The sequence below is a fragment of the Rhodococcus sp. IEGM 1318 genome, assembly GCF_033142465.1.
Lineage (GTDB): Bacteria > Actinomycetota > Actinomycetes > Mycobacteriales > Mycobacteriaceae > Rhodococcus_F > Rhodococcus_F qingshengii_B.
In genome coordinates this window covers 191,473-210,954 of the sequence record NZ_JAWLSC010000013.1, presented here as the reverse complement: position 1 = coordinate 210,954, position 19,482 = coordinate 191,473, and the positions used below count along the sequence as shown (strand labels likewise).

The window sequence follows — 19,482 nt, the reverse complement described above, 5'->3', positions numbered from 1 at the left end:
GGGAGAGGGAAAACCACAGTGCGACTACCCAACCAGTTTCTGATCTACGTCAGCGATGCCGCCTCCGCAGCAGCGTTCTACGGCGAATTGTTCGACGCGAAGCCTGAGGTCCTCAGCCCTCGGTACATGACCTTCGACCTCGGCGGCGGTGTGGTCCTTGCACTGTGGAGCGGCAAGTCACGCGACCTCGATCCCGCGACACCGCGCAATTTCGAAGTCGGCATGTTGGTCGACGGCGGGAGCAATGAAATTCGGGCGATCTACGACAAGTGGGTGGCCAAGGGTGTCGAGGTCGTCGAAGAGCCAAACGAAGATGTCTTCGGTCTGACATTCGTCATTTCAGATCTGGACGGAAACCGCCTCCGCGTAGCGCCCGCAGATCACTGAGCACTCAGCCCTTGACCTCGCCGTACCGGCGCAAGGCTTCCTCACGCTCATGCGCGTGATCGACGATCGGGTCCGGGTAGTCGACCGGGCGCATCGCCTTCAACGAGTGGACGGCCTTCCCGGGAACATCGCGGAGTTCGGGAACCCACCGACGGACGTATGTGCCGTCGGGATCGAACTTCTCTCCCTGCGTGATGGGGTTGAAGACGCGGAAGAAGGGCGAAGCATCTGTGCCCGACCCTGCAGTCCACTGCCACCCGTGCTGATTGGAGGCCAAGTCACCGTCCACCAGATGCGACATGAAGAACCGTGCGCCACGCCACCACGGAATGTGCAGGTCCTTCACCAGAAAAGACGCGACGATCATTCGCACCCGATTGTGCATCCAGTTCTCGGCAGCGAGTTGCCGCATGCCGGCATCCACGATCGGGAAGCCGGTCTTGCCCTCACACCAGGCAGTGAAGGCGGCGTCTGCGTCGACTCCCCCGTCGTGACGTAAACGGTCGAACTTGTCGTCGTAGTTTTTCCGCGCGCTGTCGGGGCGTTGAAACAGGATGTCTGCGTAGAAGTCTCGCCACGCCAACTGGCGACGGTAAGCCTGAGCGCCGTCGCCGAGTCGCTTGGAGAGATCTGCCAACATCGTTCGAGGATGGATCGTGCCGTACTTGAGCGGAATCGACATCCGGCTCGTGGTGTCGAGGTCAGGCCGATTTCGTTCGTCGTCGTACCGGTCAAGATCGTTCTCACAGTATTCTTTCCACTGTTCGAGGGCGCCGACCTCACCGACGAAATCGCTGACGGCGGCGGATGGCGCGGGGATACTCACCCGGCGCGGGCCACCGTCCTTGTCGCTCGGATCGAACCAACGGACCGTCTGCGCATCGGTCGACGCGGGGCCCCGCCAACCGTGTTCCATCCACTGACGGAAGTACGGCGTGAACACCTTGTACGGGTCACCGTCCGCCTTGGTGACGCGTCCGGGTGCGACGGCGTACGGAGATCCGGTGGCGATCAACTCCACCTGCTCCGCCACGGCCGCGTCGCGCCGTCGGCCGTAAGGTCCGTAGTCGGCACTGATGTGAACTTCTTCGGCACCAACGGATTCCGCTACACGGGGCACCACGTCCGCCGGATCACCTCGAACAACCATCAGTTTTCCGTCGAGTTGATGATCGAGCGCCGTCAAGTTGGCGAACAGTTGATCCTGACGGGGTGAGCCTGCCGGTCCGAGCAGGTTCTCGTCGAGAACGAACAAACCCAACGTCTGCCCGCCGGCATCCGACGCTGCACTCAGGGTGGGAAGGTCACCTACCCTCAGATCACGTCGAAACCAGACCACAGAGTTACTCACCCAGTCGAGCCTACCGATCAGATCCCAGAACGCATCCCACCGCACGAGCCGCAAGTTGCGCAGCTCTTTCTGCTGTCGGTTCGGAAGCGAGCCCGAGCAGTCGCTGCCGGTGCTCCTCCCCGAGCAGCAACGTGTACAACTGATCCGCACGCAGCGCAGCCTTCCGACCATGCTGATCGAGCAAAGTTTTCTCCAGAAAGGCAATCGACTTGGCCGGGCCGGATTCGTAGAACGCGGTAGCCAGTTCCGGGAACTGCACGGCCTCGCCGATCATCATGCGGTGCAGCGCAATCGAATTGTCGCTGTGCAGGGCGATGACGATGTCCACTGCAGCGGCGAGCAGGTCCGACTGGTCGCCACCGGCGTTCTCGACATACGCGTGCTGACGCGAAACAGCAGCAGCGAAGACCGCGGATTTGTCGCCGAAATAGCTGTACACGGTGCGCTTGGCGACGCCGGCCGCCGTGGCAATGGCGTCGATGGTCGTTCGAGCGAACCCGACTTCTCGAAACGAGTCGACCGCGACGTCGAGAATCTCGTTGCGTCGATCAGCTCGCTCCGCGTCGCTGGTTCTCCCACGTCTACGAGGTTGCTCCATCAAGTCCCCTGCTACCGTGCCACTCAATTAATGCTACGTTGACGTTTCATTATTTCGAACACTACAGGAGCACTGCATGACCGGACAACGACTCGTCCACGTCGCCATCGCCGACGACTGGGAAGCATGCAAGCGTTTCGGTGAGTACGAGGTCTCGACGCGCGGAATCAGTTACGACGAGGCAGGATTCATTCGCGCAACCACCCCGGACGCACTCGCTTCGGTGCTCGATCTGGTGTTCGGCGACCTCGCCTTGCCACTGATCGTCGCCGTCATCGACGAGGACGCCCTGACCTCAGCAGGTATCGACGTCGAGTGGGAGGCGGGAAAGCCCCGAATCCTCCGACCCCTACCGATGGACGAGGACACCGTGGTCGCCGAACTGGTCGTGGAACGCGTTGACGGGGTCTGGCCGATTCCCGACCTGACCCCGTACGCAAACCGCGCCGGCTAGACCAGCGCAGCCTCGGGTTCGACCACGGGGGTCAACGCCTTCTTCCGGCCGGCGGCGACGCACAGCGCGATCCCGACGGCAATCCAGCACACCAGCACCAGAAGTGGCGTGGCGGCGCCATGGCCGTCGAAGAACGCCATCGACCGGACGGATGCTCCTGCGGCTCCAGGTGGGAGCAGTTGCCCCAATGCACCCCAGCCCGCGGGCAACCACGCGGCAGTTGTCGCCATCCCCGAGAGTGGGTTTCCGACGAACATCATCGTGACGGCACCCAACGCGAATCCCTTCATCCCGAGCAGGGATTCGAGTCCCAGAATGGGAAGCGAGATAGCCGAAATGCCCACTGTGAGCGCGAGGGCGGTGAGTAGGTAGTTTCCGTCAATGCTGTTCGTGCCGAACTGCAGAATGGCAGTCAGTGCAAAGCCCGCGACAACCGCAACGCCGACGGCGCCCAGTACTCGCTTGACAATGCTGCGCGGAAACAGTTGTACAAGAACAACAGCGGGCATGATTCCACCGAACACCAGAGGCAAGGCCAGGGCTGTGAGCCCCGCACCGGTCGGGTCGTCCGCCGTCAAAGGCACAACGTCTTCGACGGGCACCTTCGCCCCCGATCTCTCCGCGAGCCCACTGGCCACACCGGTCAAGGTTTGGGCGATGGGGATTCCGCCTGCAGTCGCGATCAGTACGTGAGGACCAGTGGCATCAACGGCGATTCCGCCGACCACGTCGTGATTCCGAATCGCGTCGCGCAGGGCGTCGGCGTCAGCGAATTCTCGAGTATCGAAGGCGCCTTGCTTACTCGCCTCGAGCGAGGTGCTGATCTGTTCGGTTGCCGGAGCTGGACCGGTGATGCCCAACTTCAGTTCGTGCGGGCCACTGTTGACCGAGGGCAGTACGAAGGCAAGCAGCATCAGCCCGATCACGGCGGACAAGCCCAACACCACAGCCACCAACTTCTTGCGGTCCCGTGCTTCAACTTCGGCGTTCATAACTACCTTCCCTAAGTGGAGGTTTTTCCTCCACTATTTGTGGAAGATATTCCTCCGGTTATGATGAACTGTCAATACCGGAGGTGACTGTGCGAGCCGATGCACGTGAACGCAGGAACTCAATAGTCGACGCCGCACGAGCGGTGTTCACCGAGCGCGGGCACGACGCGCCCCTCGACGCAGTCGCAGAACTCGCGAAAGTGGGCATCGCCACGCTGTATCGGAACTTTCCGACGCGCGAGGAACTGGTGACCGCCGTCGCCGTCGCAACACTGACCGATGTCCGCGAGGCTGCCGACATCGCACTCACGGGAATGTCCGCCGACCCGACAAACGCGTGGCACTCGTTGGTGGACCGACTCGTGGAACTGCGCCTGGGTGCACTCATTCCTGCACTGGTGGAACGCAGTTTCACCGAGCTGGCCCCTGAAGTTCTGGCCGTGCGTGAGGTGACGAAAGCGAAGATGACCGCGACGATCGGCGCCGCTCAGAGCGCCGGACTGGTCCGCCCCGATCTTCAACCCCTCGAATTTGTCATGGCTCTGGCCAAACTGACGCGCCCCCAAATCGAATTGTCTGACGAGGCCATGCCGAACCTCGTCCCGCGGTTGGTCGCGGTGTTCATGGCCGGTCTACGTCCGGACGGTACCGAATTGCCGGTCTGATCGGCGAAACCCGACGTACCAGGCAAGGCACAATGGGGCTGTGACCGAGATACCGAAAATCCTCGTAGTCGACGACGACGCAGACGTCCTGACCTCACTCGAACGCGGATTGCGGCTCTCGGGATTCACCGTACTGACTGCAGTGGACGGCGCCGACGCGCTCCGCGTGATCTCCGACAAGCGACCGGACGCAGTGGTCCTCGACATCAACATGCCGGTGCTCGACGGCACCGGCGTGGTGACGGCACTTCGTGCCGCAGGCAACGAAATCCCGATCTGCGTACTCAGCGCACGCAACTCGGTCGACGATCGCATCGCCGGGCTCGAATCGGGTGCAGACGACTACATGGTCAAACCTTTTGTCCTTGCCGAACTGGTTGCCCGGATCCGCGCGATGCTCCGGCGCAGCAACACTCCGGCCGGCGATCACGTGGAGGGTACGAACTCCTTGCGCGTCGGAAACCTCGACATCGACCTCTCCGGCCGCAGAGTTCGTGTCGACGGCAAGGAAGTACCGCTCACCAAGCGCGAATTCGAGCTACTCGAAGTGCTCGCACACAATTCCGGCATCGTGCTCACTCGCGAACGTCTCCTCGAACTGGTGTGGGGCTACGACTTCGTCGCCGACACGAACGTCGTGGACGTCTTCATCGGCTATCTGCGTCGAAAGTTCGAATCCGGCGGTTCACCTCGTCTGCTGCATACCGTTCGCGGCGTCGGGTTTGTGCTTCGGGAGAACCCGTGAAGCGTCGCCGCTTCTCACTACGAACCCGCGTTGCCGCAGCCGCGGCACTGGGGGCGACGTTCATCGTCATCGCCCTCGGTGTTGTCGTTGCGTTGGCCATCGCTCGAAACAACCTGTCCCAGCTGGACCGTCGCCTCGAGACCGCATCGACAGTGATCGTGGCCAATGCGGCCACTGCCGGACCATTCCTGGGAGCATTCGGAGATGGCGGCGCATTTTCCGTGACCATCCGCTCCGACACCGACGGAACCGTCAAATCCAGCACCCCGACCCGTCTGCCCGAACTACCGGTCGGCTCGGCCACCGTCGATGTGGACGGCACCAAGTACCGGGCATACACCGCCGAGGCCGACGGCATCAATGCCCTTGTCTCACTGGCAGTTCCCTACGCCGAAGCGCGGGACATCACCGTCGACCAACAACGCCAGGTCGCTTTCTTCGGCGTCGGTGCCGTCGGGGCCGCTGCGGCTCTCGGGTGGTTGTTCGGTGGTCCGGCCGTGCGCCCACTCGTGGAATTGACCCGCCGAATCGCCCGACGCGATCCCGATCTCGCCACCGAAATTTCCGGCATCCGTGAAGCGGACGAGCTTGCCGCAGCAGCAGAATCGATGCTCAGCGATGTCGCCCGGGCACAGGCCGCGACCAACTCGGCCCTTGCCGCCGCTCGGGACTTCGCGTCCGCCTCAGCTCACGAACTCCGAACTCCGTTGACGGCGATGCGAACCGACATCGAGGTGTTGTCCATTCACGACCTCGATCACGAACAAAGACGCGAGATACTCACAGATCTGGCCCGCGCGCAGGGCCGCGTCGAATCAACTCTGCGAGACCTCGAGCGACTGGCGAAGGGTGAACTCTCGACTGCCGAGGATTTCAAGGACACGGATCTGACCGAGGTCTGCGACATCGCTGCCGACGACGCACGCCGACATCATCGCGGCCTCGACGTCAGCGTCGTCACCGTGGATTCTCCACTCCCCTATTGCATCCGGGCTCTTCCCGGCGGAATCCGGTTGATCCTCGACAACGCGATCACCAATGCCGTCCGCCACGGCGGCGCGAGCACCGTGCGCATCACCCTCGCACGCCCGACCGATTCACCGGACACAGTCACGATCACGATCGACGACAACGGTTGTGGAATACCGGCCGAGGAACGCTCGAGCGTCTTCGAAAGGTTCACCCGCGGGTCGACGGCAGGCAAGACGGGCTCCGGTTTGGGCCTGGCGCTGGTGGCGCAGCAGGCGGCCCTGCACGGCGGACGCACGACATTCCACGACAGTCCGCTCGGCGGGGCTCGCCTGCTGGTCGAACTCAGGGATCAACCCGGATCCGTTTAATCCCTTCAGGTCTCGATCAGCTCCCCGATCCCTGACGCTGTCACTTCGATAACCCGAGCGGATCCGATGTCGAAGAACAGTCCGGCGATACGCAGGCGACCATCCACACGGGCCTGACCGACCAGAGGATGCCGTTCGAGAGTCTGCAATTGGACTGCAACGTTGACCATTCCGAGCTGATCGACCTCCGAGAAACCCGCCTCGGCTGCAGCACGCGCGACCGGATGGCCGCTCGTGTACGCCTGCAGACTCGTTTCGGCGTGACGCAGCCATTCCCCGACAACTCCCGATTCCGACGAACTGTTCGTCAGGAGTGCTTGCATCGCTCCGCAGCCCGAATGTCCGCACACGATCACCGAACTGACACCCAACTCGTCGATCCCGAAGGCCAGTGCCGCTTCCACCGACGTATCGCGGCCGCCGGCAGGAACCAAGTTTCCGACGTTGCGCACAGTGAACAGGTCTCCTGGGCCACTGCTCGTGATGATGTTCGGCACCACTCGCGAGTCTGCGCAGGTGAGGAAAAGGGAGTCCGGATTTTGCCCGTCGCGCAACTGATCCATGTGTGGCCGTATCGCTTCGGCGCGATGGCGATGGTAGTTGGACACCCCGTCGAGAATGGGTCGCAAGGCTGGCGGGCTGCTCAGATTCCTTCCCGAAGCCTGTGGTTGCCAACTACCCCACGGAGCCAGCAATCCGCGCAGGTCGGTGACTGCGGCCCCGCGCTTGGGCGGTCCGGTGGTCGCGCTCTCCATGCTCACCGATCCGACTTCGTCGATAGTCACCGACCCACCTGCCAACTCGTACTGCCTCGCCCACTCTTCGATGACGTCGAAGACGGCGTGGTCGAGAAAGTCGACGGACAACTCGACCGTGACGTCGGACCGCGGCGGAATGCCGGCGAGCACCGACGTGAGCTTGGGCAGCACGAGGAAGGTGCACGACCCCTCGACCAGCACCCGCCACTTCCCGGAATCCTTGTCACCCAACTCTTCTGCCGTGACCGACGCACGGATGACACGCCACACCAGGAGGGCGATCGCCAGCGCCAGTCCGATGAGTACGCCCTCGAGCAGGTTCAGGAACACGACTCCGACCACCGTGATGCCGTACACCCACAGGTCACCGGTCCGCCGGGCCAACCGAATGTGCGCCAGCTTGACCAGTTGAATACCGATGACGATCAACAGACCGGCAAGCGCAGACTTCGGAATCTGCTGAACCAACCCGGCCAGCGCGGCCGAGAACAGCAGGATCCACAGGCCGTGCATGATCGACGACGCACGGGACTTCGCACCGGCTTCGACGTTGGTGGCGCTGCGCACGATCACTCCCGTGACGGGCAGCCCGCCGATCGCCCCTGACACCATGTTCGCAGTACCTTGACCGAGCATCTCGCGGTCGAAGTTCGAGCGCGGTCCCGAGTGCATCTTGTCGACGGCCACAGCCGAGAGCAGACTCTCGACGCTCGCAATCAGGGCGATGGTCAGGATGCCGGTTGCGACGCCGAGCCACTGGCCGTCCGGCAGGGCAGGAAGTCCGATCGAATCCAGCAGCGACCCGTCGAGAGCAATTCGCTCGACGTCGATCGGCAGCACGAGCGAAGCGAAAGTTGCCAATACGATGCCGACCAGCGCAGCCGGAACCTTTCGAACACCCGCGGGGAGGTAACGCCAGCCGACAAGGGTGGCGACGACGACGAGCCCGATCATCAAGTCCTCGACGTGCAAGGCACCGATCTGCGCGGGCAACTGCCGTAGATTGTCCAGCGCCGAACTGGCCGAGCTTCCGCCTAGCAACACGTGAACCTGTTGTAGCGCAATGGTGATGCCGATACCGGCGAGCATCGCGTGCACCACCACCGGTGCAATAGCGAGTGCCGCACGGGCAATTCGGCTGAGCCCGAACACGATCTGCAGAAGACCGGCGCCGACGGTGATCAAGCAGGTGACTTTCCACCCGAACTTGCCGATCAGTTCGGCGACCACCACGGTCAGTCCTGCCGCGGGACCACTGACTTGCAGCGGTGAACCTCCCACCGCTCCGGCCACCACTCCGCCGACGATGGCGGCGATCAGACCTGCCATGATCGGCGCCCCGGACGCGATAGCAATTCCCAGGGACAAGGGAAGCGCTACCAGGAAGACGACCAGCGACGCCGGCACGTCGTATCTGATCAGTTGCTCGAGATAACGCCGGCTTCCACCACCCGGCGGAGACGGATCCCCGACGACGCTCTCGTCTGCGGATGATTGTGCGTGCACTACGGACTGCGTCGACATAGATCTCCTCGCCGGACCCCGGATCCGGCTGCTGGGCAACATGTTCGAAGCGAATCGGCGATCGGTATCGCCGATCGACTGTGACCATGGTAACCGCGATTCCTTACCGTTCCCTTAGATGCGCACCCAGACGTGGTCGACGTCACCGCCGCCTGACGCTGTGACTCGAACCTGAACGTCGGTCCAAAAGATCGATCGAATTGCTTTAAACCGCAAGCATTCTGACTGAGACACCTCCCAGCGACCAGCGCACCTGAGTGGCATCGGCGATAATGGGTGGACGCTCAACCGCAACCACAACGATGTGAAGGCAGGCACCATGTCCGATCAGTACGTCGCCGCGCAGGACCGCTACGAAGCCATGCCGTACCGCCGGACCGGCCGGAGCGGTCTCAAACTCCCGGCGATCTCGCTCGGCCTCTGGCACAACTTCGGCGACGACGCACCGATCGACAACCAGCGCGCAGTTCTGCGACGGGCGTTCGATCTCGGAATCACCCACTTCGATCTTGCCAACAACTACGGACCTCCCTACGGAAGCGCCGAGACGAACTTCGGCAGGATCCTGCGTGAGGATTTCTCTTCGTACCGCGCGGAATTGGTCATCTCGTCCAAAGCCGGCTGGGACATGTGGCCCGGCCCCTACGGATTCGGCGGTTCCCGCAAGTACTTGCTCTCGTCTCTCGATCAGTCGCTCGGTCGACTCGGAGTCGACTATGTCGACATCTTCTACAGCCATCGCCCCGACGCCGAGACTCCGATCGACGAGACCGCAGGCGCCCTGATCAGTGCCGTCCAGCAGGGCAAAGCCCTGTACGCGGGTATCAGTTCGTATTCACCGGAGCGCACCCGTGAAATCGCCGCACTGCTCGCCGCTGCCGGGGTTCCGTTGTTGATCCACCAGCCGAGCTATTCGATGCTGAATCGGTGGATCGAACAGGAACTGCTTTCGGCTGTCGACGATCTGGGAGTGGGCGTCATCGCGTTCTCACCGCTCGCGCAAGGCATGCTCACCGACCGGTATCTGAACGGTGTTCCCGAGAATTCTCGTGCCGCCCAAGGCAAGTCACTCGACCCTTCGTGGCTGACCGACGACGCTCTCACCCACATTCGTGCGCTCAACGACATCGCGTCAGCTCGCGGCCAGTCGCTGGCCCAGCTTGCACTGAGCTGGGCACTTCGCGATTCGCGGGTCACCTCGGTATTGATCGGTGCGTCCAGCGTCGCGCAGCTCGAAGCCAACGTCGGCGCGCTCGACAATCTCGAATTCAGCGCAGCCGAACTGGCCTCCATCGATCAGCACGCCAAGGACAGCGGCATCAATCTGTGGGCAGAGGCCAGCTCGATCTGAGTGAGAACTCCAGCTAGAGCGCAGGCAACTCCACGTTCACGTGCTCGCCCTCTTCGAATACGGCCGAGGCCGGCCCGACGATCAAGGGATCCGGAGTACCGACTGCCCGGTGATCCTTGTTGGGATAGTCGAAGCTGGCGAGCACGTGACGCATCGCTTCGAGGCGGGCGCGCTTCTTGTCGTTGCTCTTGATCACCGTCCAGGGCGCATCCCCGGTATCGGTGTAGAAGAACATCGCTTCCTTGGCCTGCGTGTAGTCGTCCCATTTGTCCAGCGAAGCCAGGTCGGTCGGTGAGAGCTTCCACTGACGCACCGGGTCCGTTCGACGGGCAGCGAACCGCGCCAACTGCTCTTCGCGGCTGACCGAGAACCACAGCTTGTGCAGATGAATCCCGGAGTTGACGAGCATCCGCTCGAAGTCCGGGGTCTCTCTCATGAACTCGAGATACTGCGTCGGCGTGCAGTAACCCATCACACGTTCGACGCCGGCCCGGTTGTACCAGGACCGGTCCATCATCACGATCTCGCCGCCGCTAGGCAGGTGAGCGACATAGCGTTGGAAATACCACTGGGTGCGCTCGATGTCCGTGGGCTTCTCGAGCGCGACGACGCGGGCACCACGGGGATTGAGATGCTCTGTGAACCTCTTGATCGAGCCGCCCTTACCGGCAGCATCGCGACCTTCGAAGATGATGAGCACCTTCTGACCGGTTTCCTTGACCCACAGCTGCAGCTTGAGCAGCTCGATCTGCAGACGCCGCTTCTTCCGCTCGTACTCGCGGCGAGACATCTTCTTCTCGTAGGGGTAACCCTGCTTCCAGGCATCCGCGAACTCCGAAGGCTCCAGCACGCCCAGCTTGTGCTTGAGACTCGAGAGCTCGTCGATCTCGGCCGCATAGTCCTCGGTGACGGAAATTCTGGTCGACGGGGTCGGCAGGTCAGGAACCCGACCGTCCACACCGCTGGCGTCGGGGCTCATGAATACGCACTCCCTGTCGTCGAAATGAACGAACGTCCGGAAAGTGAATTTTACGCGCCGAAGCCCGCCGCCGCGGGGCCGAAGCGAATGTTGCTTGGCATCGAGGAGGTAACGACAGGTCCGGCTTCCCAGTCTCCGAACCCCCACGCGGTACCTTGATCGAGGTAACTGAGACGGTCAGTATCCCCGAGAGAAGAGAGTTCTGGCGAGATGCGAGTAGACGGACGGGAGATCCCGGTAACGGGAAGTCTCCTGCCACCACTGCACCGCCGTACAAGCGATATCATGCGGGTCGCCATCGCTGCCGTGCTGCTCGGCGGCGTTATCGCGGGATCTCTGATCACTCGAAGTCAGTGGGACGCCCTCGAGACGTCGGTGTCCAACATCGTCGGCGTTCTGTCGCCGAGCCTGTCAGACACCGTGTATCTGCTCTACGGCATCGCAATTCTGGCGCTACCGTTCGCCATTCTGATCGGACTGATCGTCGGTCGCCGATGGAAGTTGCTGGCCGGATACGCCGCCGCCGGCCTCTGCGCCGGTGTCGCGCTCTCCTTCACCGGAACGGGCCTCGCCGCGCCCAAGTGGCACCTCGACGTCCCGGACAGACTCGACGCCACGTTCCTGTCTCAATTCCTCGACGATCCACGATGGATCGCGATGCTCGCGGCGGTGCTCACCGTCTCGGGCCCGTGGCTTCCGAAAAAGTGGCGACGAGCCTGGTGGACGCTGCTTCTGCTTTTTGCTCCCATTCACCTGATCGTCAGCTCGATCGTTCCCGCCCGCTCGATGCTGGGTCTCGCGGTCGGGTATCTGATCGGCGCTGTGATCGTTCTGGTCGTCGGCACACCAGCCCTCGAAGTGCCGCTGGACTCGGCAGTGCGCGTACTCGCGCGGCGTGGATACCGGGTCACCACTTTCCGCGTCGTGAGCCCTTCCGGAATCGGGCCTCTCGTCATGTCTGCCGCCATCGACAAAGCACCGGACGATGAACCCTTCGACGAATTGATCGTCGAGTTGTACGGACAGAACCAGCGAAGTAGCGGAGCAATTCGACAGACATTTCGCTGGATCTCGTTCCGGAACCGGGAAACTCCTCCGCCCTACGGATCGCTTCGTCGTGCCGTCGAACACCGGGCGCTCATGGGCATCGCGTTCGCCGACATCGGTCTGGCCAGCTCCAAAGCCGTCGCCATCTCGGTCCTCGATCGCGGGTGGGAGATGTACGCGCGCCCGAGTCCTCGCGGCATCCCCCTGGCCGTCGCGGTCGAGAACCAGGCGGGCGAGGAAGAATCCACCAAACTGATCGACGCGCTGTGGCAAACACTGCATACCGCTCATGTGCACCAGATGGCGCACGGCGACCTGCGCGCTTCCGAGATTCGTGTCGAAGGCGGGACCATCCTCTTCGGCGGGTACGCATACTCCGAATTCGGCGCCACCGAAGTTCAGATGCAGTCCGACAACGCTCAACTTCTTTTCGCCACCGCATCACTGTTCGGCGTCGACGCGGCGGTGGACGCCGCGATTCGCGCGCAAGGCGCAGACACGATTCTCGCGGCGTCGGGCCGATTGACCACTGCGGCGTTGCCCAACCGCATCCGGCGGACCGTCGCGGATTCCGCGAAACTGATGACCGAGATCCGAGACGAGGTCGGTACGAAGAACGGGATCGAGAAAGTCGCTCCCGCACAGGTCACCCGGTTCAGTCGCAATCAACTCATCCAGCTCGTTCTGCTCATCGGTCTGGTCTACGTCGCCTATCCGTTCATCAGCCAGGTACCGGCATTCATCACCGAACTGAAGACAGCCAACTGGTGGTGGGCGATGCTCGGCCTCGGCGTCTCCGCGCTGACGTACGTCGGCGCAGCAGCGGCCCTGTGGGCGTGCGCGTCGTCGATGGTCAGTTACCGCAACCTCCTGATCATGCAGGTGGCCAACACTTTTGCGGCGACGACAACTCCCGCCGGAGTGGGCGGGCTCGCCCTGAGTGTGCGGTTCCTGCAGAAGGGCGGGCTCGGTACCGTCCGCGCAACGGCCGCTGTCGCGCTTCAACAGACGGTTCAGGTGGTCACCCATGTCGGCTTGCTGATCTTCTTCTCTGTCGTCGCCGGCCGCGATACAAATCTCTCGCACTTCATCCCCGGATCCACTGTTCTGTATCTGGCGGGCGGAGTCGCGCTCGGAGTTCTCGGCGCATTCATGTTCATCCCGAAGCTCCGTGGGTGGCTGCGCGACGATCTGCGTCCTCAGATCACCGAAGTGTTGGGTGAACTGAGCCAGCTCGCGCGAAACCCCACGCGTTTCCTCATCATCGTGGGCGGCAGCGCCGCAACAACTCTCGGTGCCGCTCTGGCGCTGTGGGCGAGCGTCGAAGCATTCGGCGGCGGAACGACGTTCATCACCGTCACCATCGTGACGATGATCGGCGGCACGCTGGCCTCGGCAGCTCCGACACCGGGTGGCGTCGGAGCCGTCGAGGCCGCCCTCATCGGCGGCCTGTCCGCATTCGGACTTCCTGTGAGCATCGCGGTCCCGTCGGTCCTGCTCTACCGAGTGCTGACCTGTTGGCTCCCGGTGTTCTGCGGTTGGCCGACGCTGCGATGGCTGCAGAAGAACGACATGGTCTGAGCCGTTCCCCTTTTACTGCCGGCGAACGATGTGCGCCGGCAGCGCTTCTCCGTCCTCGTCGACCCAGCCTTTGCTCTGCGCGTAATCGACCATCGCGGCAACACCTTCGACGTCGTCGAGGTACCAATGCGCTTGGTACTCGTCGAGGATCGGCGTGATCCGCCCGTCGCCACCGGATTCGGATCGGCGAAGTCCGTCGTGAAGGTCGGACCGGCGAGGAACGTGGTGTTGGGGCAGCCGTAGTGATCGTGCAAGGCCACCATGTGGATCATCTGGGTGCTGGTGGCCACCGTGACCTGGCAGAACGGCTACGAGTACGCGCAGGTGAGGCGTTCGCGCCGCTCTGCTGTGCGCCTTTACTAAGCCCCCGCGGTTAATAAAGGCGCACAGCAGGGATGGTCTTTACCCGCATAGCCGGGTCGTAGCGATAAGGCTGCGCCAATAGGATTCCGGCCAATCGCTTACGCAACCTCGACATCTCGGCCCGAACGGTCACCGTCTTGCGCGGATCGCCGAACAGCTGTGAGGCGAGCTGCGAGGCCGTGAGGCCCTCGGACGTCTGCGTCAGAGCGAGGAGGATCTGCGAATGGCGCGGGCTGAGGTCGATACTCCAACTTCCCATGGCCGAGGAGTATCGCAGTTCCATCGCATTCGGATCTCGCAGGTCCAATTCGACTTCGGCACAGACAGTTCCGGATGTCGGGTCCAGCTGAGGACGGATGAGCCAACCACCCGGAAGCGGCTCGCACATACATAAACCGAGCGACGGGAGCCAATGCTCGCCGCTGCTCATCACTTTCGGCAGCGCGATGCGGTAGATCGGCGCCATCGAATCCACGGCCGCGACCCAGCCACTACGGTCCACGACCACTGTCGGCTGACTCGCGCGAGCCAGTGTCGACGCCGAGATCATCCGGAGCTGATCCAATCCGATTCGATGCTTCTCCCGCAGTGCGGATTCCGCCAGCCTGGCCACACTGTCCACCAGCGCGAGAGTCGACGGGTGGACCGTGTCTGCTGCGCCGGCGACGTTGACGACGGCGATGGCCCGGCGACTACGCGGATCCCGAACCGTCGCTCCGGAGCAGGTCCACGGATGCTGCGAGCGTGAGTAGTGCTCGGCCGAGAACACCTGTACTGCCGAACCTGACGCCAAGGAAGTGCCGATCCCGTTGGTCCCGACAGCTTCCTCGGTCCACGACGCACCCTCGATCATCCCGAGCCGTTCGGCCCGATCCAACATTCGACTGGGCCCGTGTCGCCAAAGGATGCGCCCGTGGCGGTCCGCCACCACGATCAGACTCGCGTCGCCTGGGCCGACGAGTGGCGCCAGACCGTGCACCGCCACGTCGAAGATCTCCGTCATGCCGGCGGCGCGTCTGCCCTCTTCGATCTCGGATTCGCGGCCCGTCTTGGTGATCGAGCACCGCTCTGGATCGAGTCCGAGTGCGCGCAGACGCGACCACGAATTCGCGATGACGGAGCGCGGACGTGCAGGCGGCTTGCGCCCCGACATCGTCGCTTCGTACACGGATTCGAGAACACGTGCGTACTGCGCCGGGTCTTCACCACTACCCAGAGCCGGTTCGAGTCGATTCGTTGCGCCGATCACACTCCAGTCCTATGCGACGGGGTCACCGAAAGCGAGCGTTGCACCCGGTTGCAGCGTTGTCCGCGTGCGTGAACGTAGGACGGCGTTCGCGCACGCGGACTGTGCTCACGCGTTGAGGGGTCTCCCCAGCGCCGAGAGCACCGACTCGTGCATTGCCTCCGAGAGCGTCGGATGAGCAAACACGACCTCGGCGAGATCCTCGCCGGTGGCTTCGAGGGATCTGGCGATTCCGAAGCCCTGAATCTGCTCGGTCACATCCGGACCGACCATGTGCGCGCCGAGCAGTTCCCCGGTATCGGCGTCGAAGATCGTCTTGACGAAGCCTTCTGCCTCACCGATCGCCAATGCCTTGCCGTTCGCTTGCAGGTCGAAGTGCCCGACCCGCAACGTGCGACCAGAGTCGGCGCATTGCTTCTCCGTCAGACCGAGACTCGCTACCTGCGGGCGGGCATACGTGCAACCAGGAACGTAGTCGCGATCGAGCGGGTGAACGTCGGGCACACCGGCAAGCTTTTCGACGCACAAGACGGCCTCGTGACTTGCCTTGTGCGCCAAACACGGAGCGCCCGCCACGTCACCGATGGCGTAGATCCCGAAAGCACTGGTACGGCACCACTCGTCGGTGACGATCGCACCGCGCTCGATCTCGACGCCCACGGCCTCCAACCCGAGATCCTCGACGTTGCCGGTAATTCCGGCCGCCACCAACACCCGGTCCACGGTCAACGCCTGGACACCGTTGCTCGTCTGCACACTCACCTCGACGGCGTCGGCGCCAACGGTCACCGACGACACCGAGGCCCCGGTGTGAATCGTGATGCCCCGTTTCTCGAACTGCTTGCGAACGAAGCCGCAGATCTCCTCGTCTTCGACCGGCATGATGTGCGGTGCCATCTCCACGATGGTCACCTCGGTGCCGAGATCGCGGTACAGGCTGGCGAATTCGACTCCGATCGCGCCGGACCCGATCACGAGCAGCGACTTCGGCAGTTCCGTCGGGACGAGTGCGTCGAAGTAGGTCCACACCCGGTCGCCGTCCGGAGCGACACCGGGAATCGAGCGCGGCCGGGCGCCGGTTGCAATGATCACGTGGTCGGCTCGATACGTCCGATCTTCCACGGATACGACGCCCTTGTCCACCAGCTTCGCAGTGCCGGAGATGACGTCGACGGCGTTCTTCTTCATCAGATAGGCAACACCGCCGGACAACCGCTCCGAAACGCCACGGCTGAACGCCACCAACTTCGAGATGTCGAATTCAACAGACGCCGAACTGAATCCGTATTTGTCGAGTTCGCTCAAGGTATGCGCAACATCCGCGCCGTGAAGCATCGCCTTGGTGGGGATACAGCCCCAGTTGAGGCAGATACCACCGAGGCGATCACGTTCGACCAGCGCAACGCTCAACCCCAACTGGGCAGCCCGGATCGCCGCAACGTACCCACCCGGGCCGCCGCCGATGACAAGAACGTCATACTTCTGAGACGTATTGCTTTCCACCACAGCCCCTTACACCAACATCAGCGCGGGAGACGCAACAAAGCGCTGGAGTTCCCGAAGGAAGGTTGCACCCAACGCTCCGTCGATCACCCTGTGATCGCACGAGAGAGTCACGGTCATCAGCGTCCGAACCGAGACGGTGTCGCCGACCACCACGGCCCGCTTCTCCCCCGCACCAACGGCGAGGATCGCGCCCTGGGGCGGATTGATGATCGCGTCGAAGGCCTTGATCCCGAACATACCGAGGTTGGACACCGTGAAGGTCCCACCCTGGAATTCTTCGGGACGGAGTTTGCCGGTCTTCGCCTTGGTGGCCAACGAGAGCACCTCACCTGAGATGTCCGCCAACGACTTGGTGTTCGCACTGTGCACGATGGGCGTGATCAGCCCGGTCGGAAGTGCAACTGCCACCGAGACATCCGCCGACGCGAATCGAAGAACCGATTCGTTCGCAGCATCGAACTGAACGTTCACGTCCGGCACCTTCATCAACGCAGCGGCGCAGGCTTTCACGATGAAGTCGTTGACCGACAGCTTGACCGCCGGGACGGACGAATTGATCTCCTTGCGCAGAGCGAGGAGCGCATCGAGCTCGAGATCCGTCGAGAGCCGGAAATGGGGAGCCTGCTGCTTGGACGCCTGCAACCTACCGGCGATTGCCGATCGCATGGGTGTGAAAGGAACTGTCTCGTAATCGGGTTCGACGGCAACGGTTCCCGTCTCAGCCACCGGGTCTGGCAGGAGCTGCGCGGAACGGGCGGCGTCGTGCACGTCGGCGACGCAGACGCGCCCCCTCGAGCCCGTCGGACGACAGTCATGCAAATTGACGCCCAGCGATCGCGCAGTTCTGCGTGCGACCGGGGTGGCCGGCACGGCGCTGTCATCGATAGTCGATCGCAGCGGAAGTCCGGATCTCGTGACCGTCGCCGCGGGCGCAACAGTGCCACCGGCATCGCGAATCGCGTCGTCGATGTCTCGGACACTGACCCGGCCGAGTGGGCCCGTACCCACCACGGCGGCGAGATCGATTCCGAGTGCTTCGGCACGTCGGAGTGCGCGAGGACTAGCAAACACGTCACTCTGCGTCGTGCCCTGTAGAACGCTCGGTACGACGGTGCTTGGTGCGACGGTGGCGCCGGTTGGTGCAGGTTTCGGTGCAACAACCACCTTCGCAGCCGGAGTCGGCAGAGGTGCCGCGGGAGCCGCCGGCGCGGCAGCTGGTGACAGTGACGGCTCTTCCGCCGGCGCGGTTGCGCCGCGCGCGGCGAGGAACTGCTCGATCTCCGCATCCGTCGTGGACGCGTCGGCGGACACACCGATCACGGCACCGACGGGCAGAGTCTGCCCCGGTGTGCCGACGATCTTGCGGAGAACACCGTCGAACGGCGCCTCCAGCTCGTTAGTGATCTTGCTGGTCTCGATCTCACAGATCAATTGGCCCTTGGTGAAGGAGTCGCCTTCCCCGATGAGCCAGGCGTTGACCAATCCCTCCTCCATGGAGAGCCCCCATTTGGGGATGTCGATAGCTTTGATATCCGCCATGATCAGGCTCTCACCAGCTTGCGAACCGACTCTTCGATGCGCGCCGCGTCAGGCAGCCAAGCAGTTTCGAGGGTCGGTGAGAACGGAACCGGCGTGTGCGGCGGCGTGATCAGTTCGATCGGCGCTTTCAGGTAGTTGAAACCCTTGGTGGCGATCAGCGCGGCCACGTCGTGCCCGAAGCCGCAGCGCGCGGCGGATTCGTCGACGATCACGACGCGTCCGGTCGACGCGACGGATTCGAGGATGCCGTCCTCATCCAAGGGAGAGACGGTACGAGGATCGACGACCTCCACCGAAATACCCTCTGCTGCCAGCTTGTCCGCAACATCGTTGGCGCGGTTCACCATCGCGGACAAAGCGATGATCGTGACGTCGTCGCCCTGCCTGGTGTAGTTGGCGACGCCGAACGGAATCGCGTACGGCTCGTCCGGCACTTCGCCCTTGAGGTCGTAGAGAACCTTGTGCTCACAGAAGACGACGGGATCGTCGTCCCGGATAGCTTGGATGAGAAGACCTTTGGCGTCGTAGGCATTGGACGGAGCGACCACCTTCAGACCAGGCACCGCCGCGAACACGTTGTACGGGGACTGAGAATGCTGTGCAGCGGCGGAGAATCCTGCGCCGATCATGCCTCGCACCACCAGCGGAGTTCTGGCCTTGCCACCGAACATGTAGCGGAACTTGGCAGCCTGGTTGTAGAGCGCGTCGTAGGAAACTCCGAAGAAGTCCATGAACATCAACTCGGCGACCGGCCGCAGTCCGGTCAGTGCGGCTCCGGCAGCCATTCCGATGATCGCGGATTCGGTGATCGGGGTGTCGATCACACGCTCCGATCCGAACTCCGTCCACAGGCCCTTGGTGACACCGAGGACACCGCCGAACGCCTCGATCTTCTTCGTCTCCAGGTCGGGATTGGTACCGGCATGCCCGCCGCGTACGTCCTCACCGATGAGGACGACGCTCGGATCTCGTTGCATCTCTTGGGCGATGGCCTCTTTGACGGCCTCGCGGTAAGTCTTCTTCGACACGTTCTTGGCTTCCACGCTTGTCATCTCG

At 63.0% G+C, this 19,482-nt stretch carries 17 protein-coding genes; 8 read left to right on the top strand and 9 right to left on the bottom strand.

What is annotated here, in order from left to right; translation table 11 throughout:
- The first annotated feature begins 18 nt into the window (after positions 1–18).
- On the top strand, positions 19–387 hold the full coding sequence (locus tag R4P65_RS26835; protein WP_317828770.1) for a VOC family protein: 369 nt from the start codon (positions 19–21) through the stop codon (positions 385–387).
- Between the two features lie 4 nt (positions 388–391).
- On the opposite strand, the gene R4P65_RS26830 is transcribed toward R4P65_RS26835, so the two are convergent.
- Both R4P65_RS26830 and R4P65_RS26825 read right to left on the bottom strand, forming a co-directional pair.
- Positions 392–1,738, bottom strand: a complete 1,347-nt coding sequence (locus R4P65_RS26830) for a deoxyribodipyrimidine photo-lyase (RefSeq protein ID WP_317828769.1) — start codon at positions 1,736–1,738, stop codon at positions 392–394.
- A gap of 10 nt (positions 1,739–1,748) precedes the next feature.
- Positions 1,749–2,336: a TetR/AcrR family transcriptional regulator gene (locus R4P65_RS26825; RefSeq protein ID WP_317828768.1), complete on the bottom strand. Its 588-nt coding sequence runs from the start codon at positions 2,334–2,336 to the stop codon at positions 1,749–1,751.
- 76 nt (positions 2,337–2,412) lie between these two features.
- Here R4P65_RS26825 and R4P65_RS26820 point away from each other — a divergent pair, with 76 nt between their 5' ends.
- Positions 2,413–2,790, top strand: coding sequence for a DUF952 domain-containing protein (locus R4P65_RS26820; RefSeq protein ID WP_317828767.1), 378 nt, complete (start codon positions 2,413–2,415; stop codon positions 2,788–2,790).
- On the opposite strand, the gene R4P65_RS26815 is transcribed toward R4P65_RS26820, so the two are convergent.
- Complete coding sequence (locus tag R4P65_RS26815; RefSeq protein ID WP_317828766.1) at positions 2,787–3,782, bottom strand: ABC transporter permease; 996 nt, start codon at positions 3,780–3,782, stop codon at positions 2,787–2,789. The genes R4P65_RS26820 and R4P65_RS26815 overlap by 4 nt on opposite strands.
- A gap of 89 nt (positions 3,783–3,871) precedes the next feature.
- Between R4P65_RS26815 and R4P65_RS26810 the strand changes: the two genes are divergently transcribed.
- The 3 genes from R4P65_RS26810 to R4P65_RS26800 are packed head-to-tail and all read left to right on the top strand — an operon-like array spanning position 3,872 to position 6,532.
- Entirely contained in the window at positions 3,872–4,447 is a 576-nt protein-coding gene (locus R4P65_RS26810) for a TetR/AcrR family transcriptional regulator (RefSeq protein ID WP_317828765.1), read from the top strand.
- A gap of 40 nt (positions 4,448–4,487) precedes the next feature.
- Positions 4,488–5,192, top strand: coding sequence for a response regulator transcription factor (locus R4P65_RS26805; RefSeq protein WP_317828764.1), 705 nt, complete (start codon positions 4,488–4,490; stop codon positions 5,190–5,192).
- Positions 5,189–6,532, top strand: a complete 1,344-nt coding sequence (locus R4P65_RS26800) for a HAMP domain-containing sensor histidine kinase (RefSeq protein WP_317828763.1) — start codon at positions 5,189–5,191, stop codon at positions 6,530–6,532. Before R4P65_RS26805 ends, R4P65_RS26800 begins: the two co-directional genes overlap by 4 nt.
- 5 nt (positions 6,533–6,537) lie before the next feature.
- On the opposite strand, the gene R4P65_RS26795 is transcribed toward R4P65_RS26800, so the two are convergent.
- A complete protein-coding gene (locus R4P65_RS26795) occupies positions 6,538–8,814 on the bottom strand; it encodes a bifunctional SulP family inorganic anion transporter/carbonic anhydrase (RefSeq protein ID WP_317828762.1) in 2,277 nt (758 codons plus the stop codon).
- 319 nt (positions 8,815–9,133) lie between these two features.
- On the opposite strand from R4P65_RS26795, the gene mgrA reads away from it, so the two are divergent.
- On the top strand, positions 9,134–10,165 hold the full coding sequence (mgrA, locus tag R4P65_RS26790; RefSeq protein WP_317828761.1) for an L-glyceraldehyde 3-phosphate reductase: 1,032 nt from the start codon (positions 9,134–9,136) through the stop codon (positions 10,163–10,165).
- A 13-nt stretch (positions 10,166–10,178) separates the two neighbouring features.
- On the opposite strand, the gene ppk2 is transcribed toward mgrA, so the two are convergent.
- The gene (gene ppk2, locus R4P65_RS26785; RefSeq protein ID WP_230814497.1) at positions 10,179–11,144 is read right to left on the bottom strand and encodes a polyphosphate kinase 2; all 966 of its coding nucleotides are present in this window, start codon (positions 11,142–11,144) and stop codon (positions 10,179–10,181) included.
- A 210-nt stretch (positions 11,145–11,354) separates the two neighbouring features.
- On the opposite strand from ppk2, the gene R4P65_RS26780 reads away from it, so the two are divergent.
- Entirely contained in the window at positions 11,355–13,772 is a 2,418-nt protein-coding gene (locus tag R4P65_RS26780; RefSeq protein WP_317828760.1) for a lysylphosphatidylglycerol synthase transmembrane domain-containing protein, read from the top strand.
- A 30-nt stretch (positions 13,773–13,802) separates the two neighbouring features.
- Complete coding sequence (locus tag R4P65_RS26775; RefSeq protein WP_317828759.1) at positions 13,803–14,015, top strand: hypothetical protein; 213 nt, start codon at positions 13,803–13,805, stop codon at positions 14,013–14,015.
- A gap of 130 nt (positions 14,016–14,145) precedes the next feature.
- Here R4P65_RS26775 and R4P65_RS26770 read toward each other — a convergent pair whose 3' ends face one another.
- The 4 genes from R4P65_RS26770 to R4P65_RS26755 form a co-directional block, all read right to left on the bottom strand.
- A complete protein-coding gene (locus R4P65_RS26770) occupies positions 14,146–15,384 on the bottom strand; it encodes a helix-turn-helix domain-containing protein (RefSeq protein ID WP_317828758.1) in 1,239 nt (412 codons plus the stop codon).
- A 105-nt stretch (positions 15,385–15,489) separates the two neighbouring features.
- Positions 15,490–16,887: a dihydrolipoyl dehydrogenase gene (gene lpdA / locus R4P65_RS26765; RefSeq protein ID WP_317828757.1), complete on the bottom strand. Its 1,398-nt coding sequence runs from the start codon at positions 16,885–16,887 to the stop codon at positions 15,490–15,492.
- Between the two features lie 6 nt (positions 16,888–16,893).
- A complete protein-coding gene (locus R4P65_RS26760) occupies positions 16,894–18,426 on the bottom strand; it encodes a 2-oxo acid dehydrogenase subunit E2 (protein ID WP_317828756.1) in 1,533 nt (510 codons plus the stop codon).
- Positions 18,427–18,428: 2 nt separating this feature from the next.
- The gene (locus R4P65_RS26755) at positions 18,429–19,478 is read right to left on the bottom strand and encodes an alpha-ketoacid dehydrogenase subunit beta (RefSeq protein ID WP_317828755.1); all 1,050 of its coding nucleotides are present in this window, start codon (positions 19,476–19,478) and stop codon (positions 18,429–18,431) included.
- Positions 19,479–19,482 lie beyond the last annotated feature (4 nt).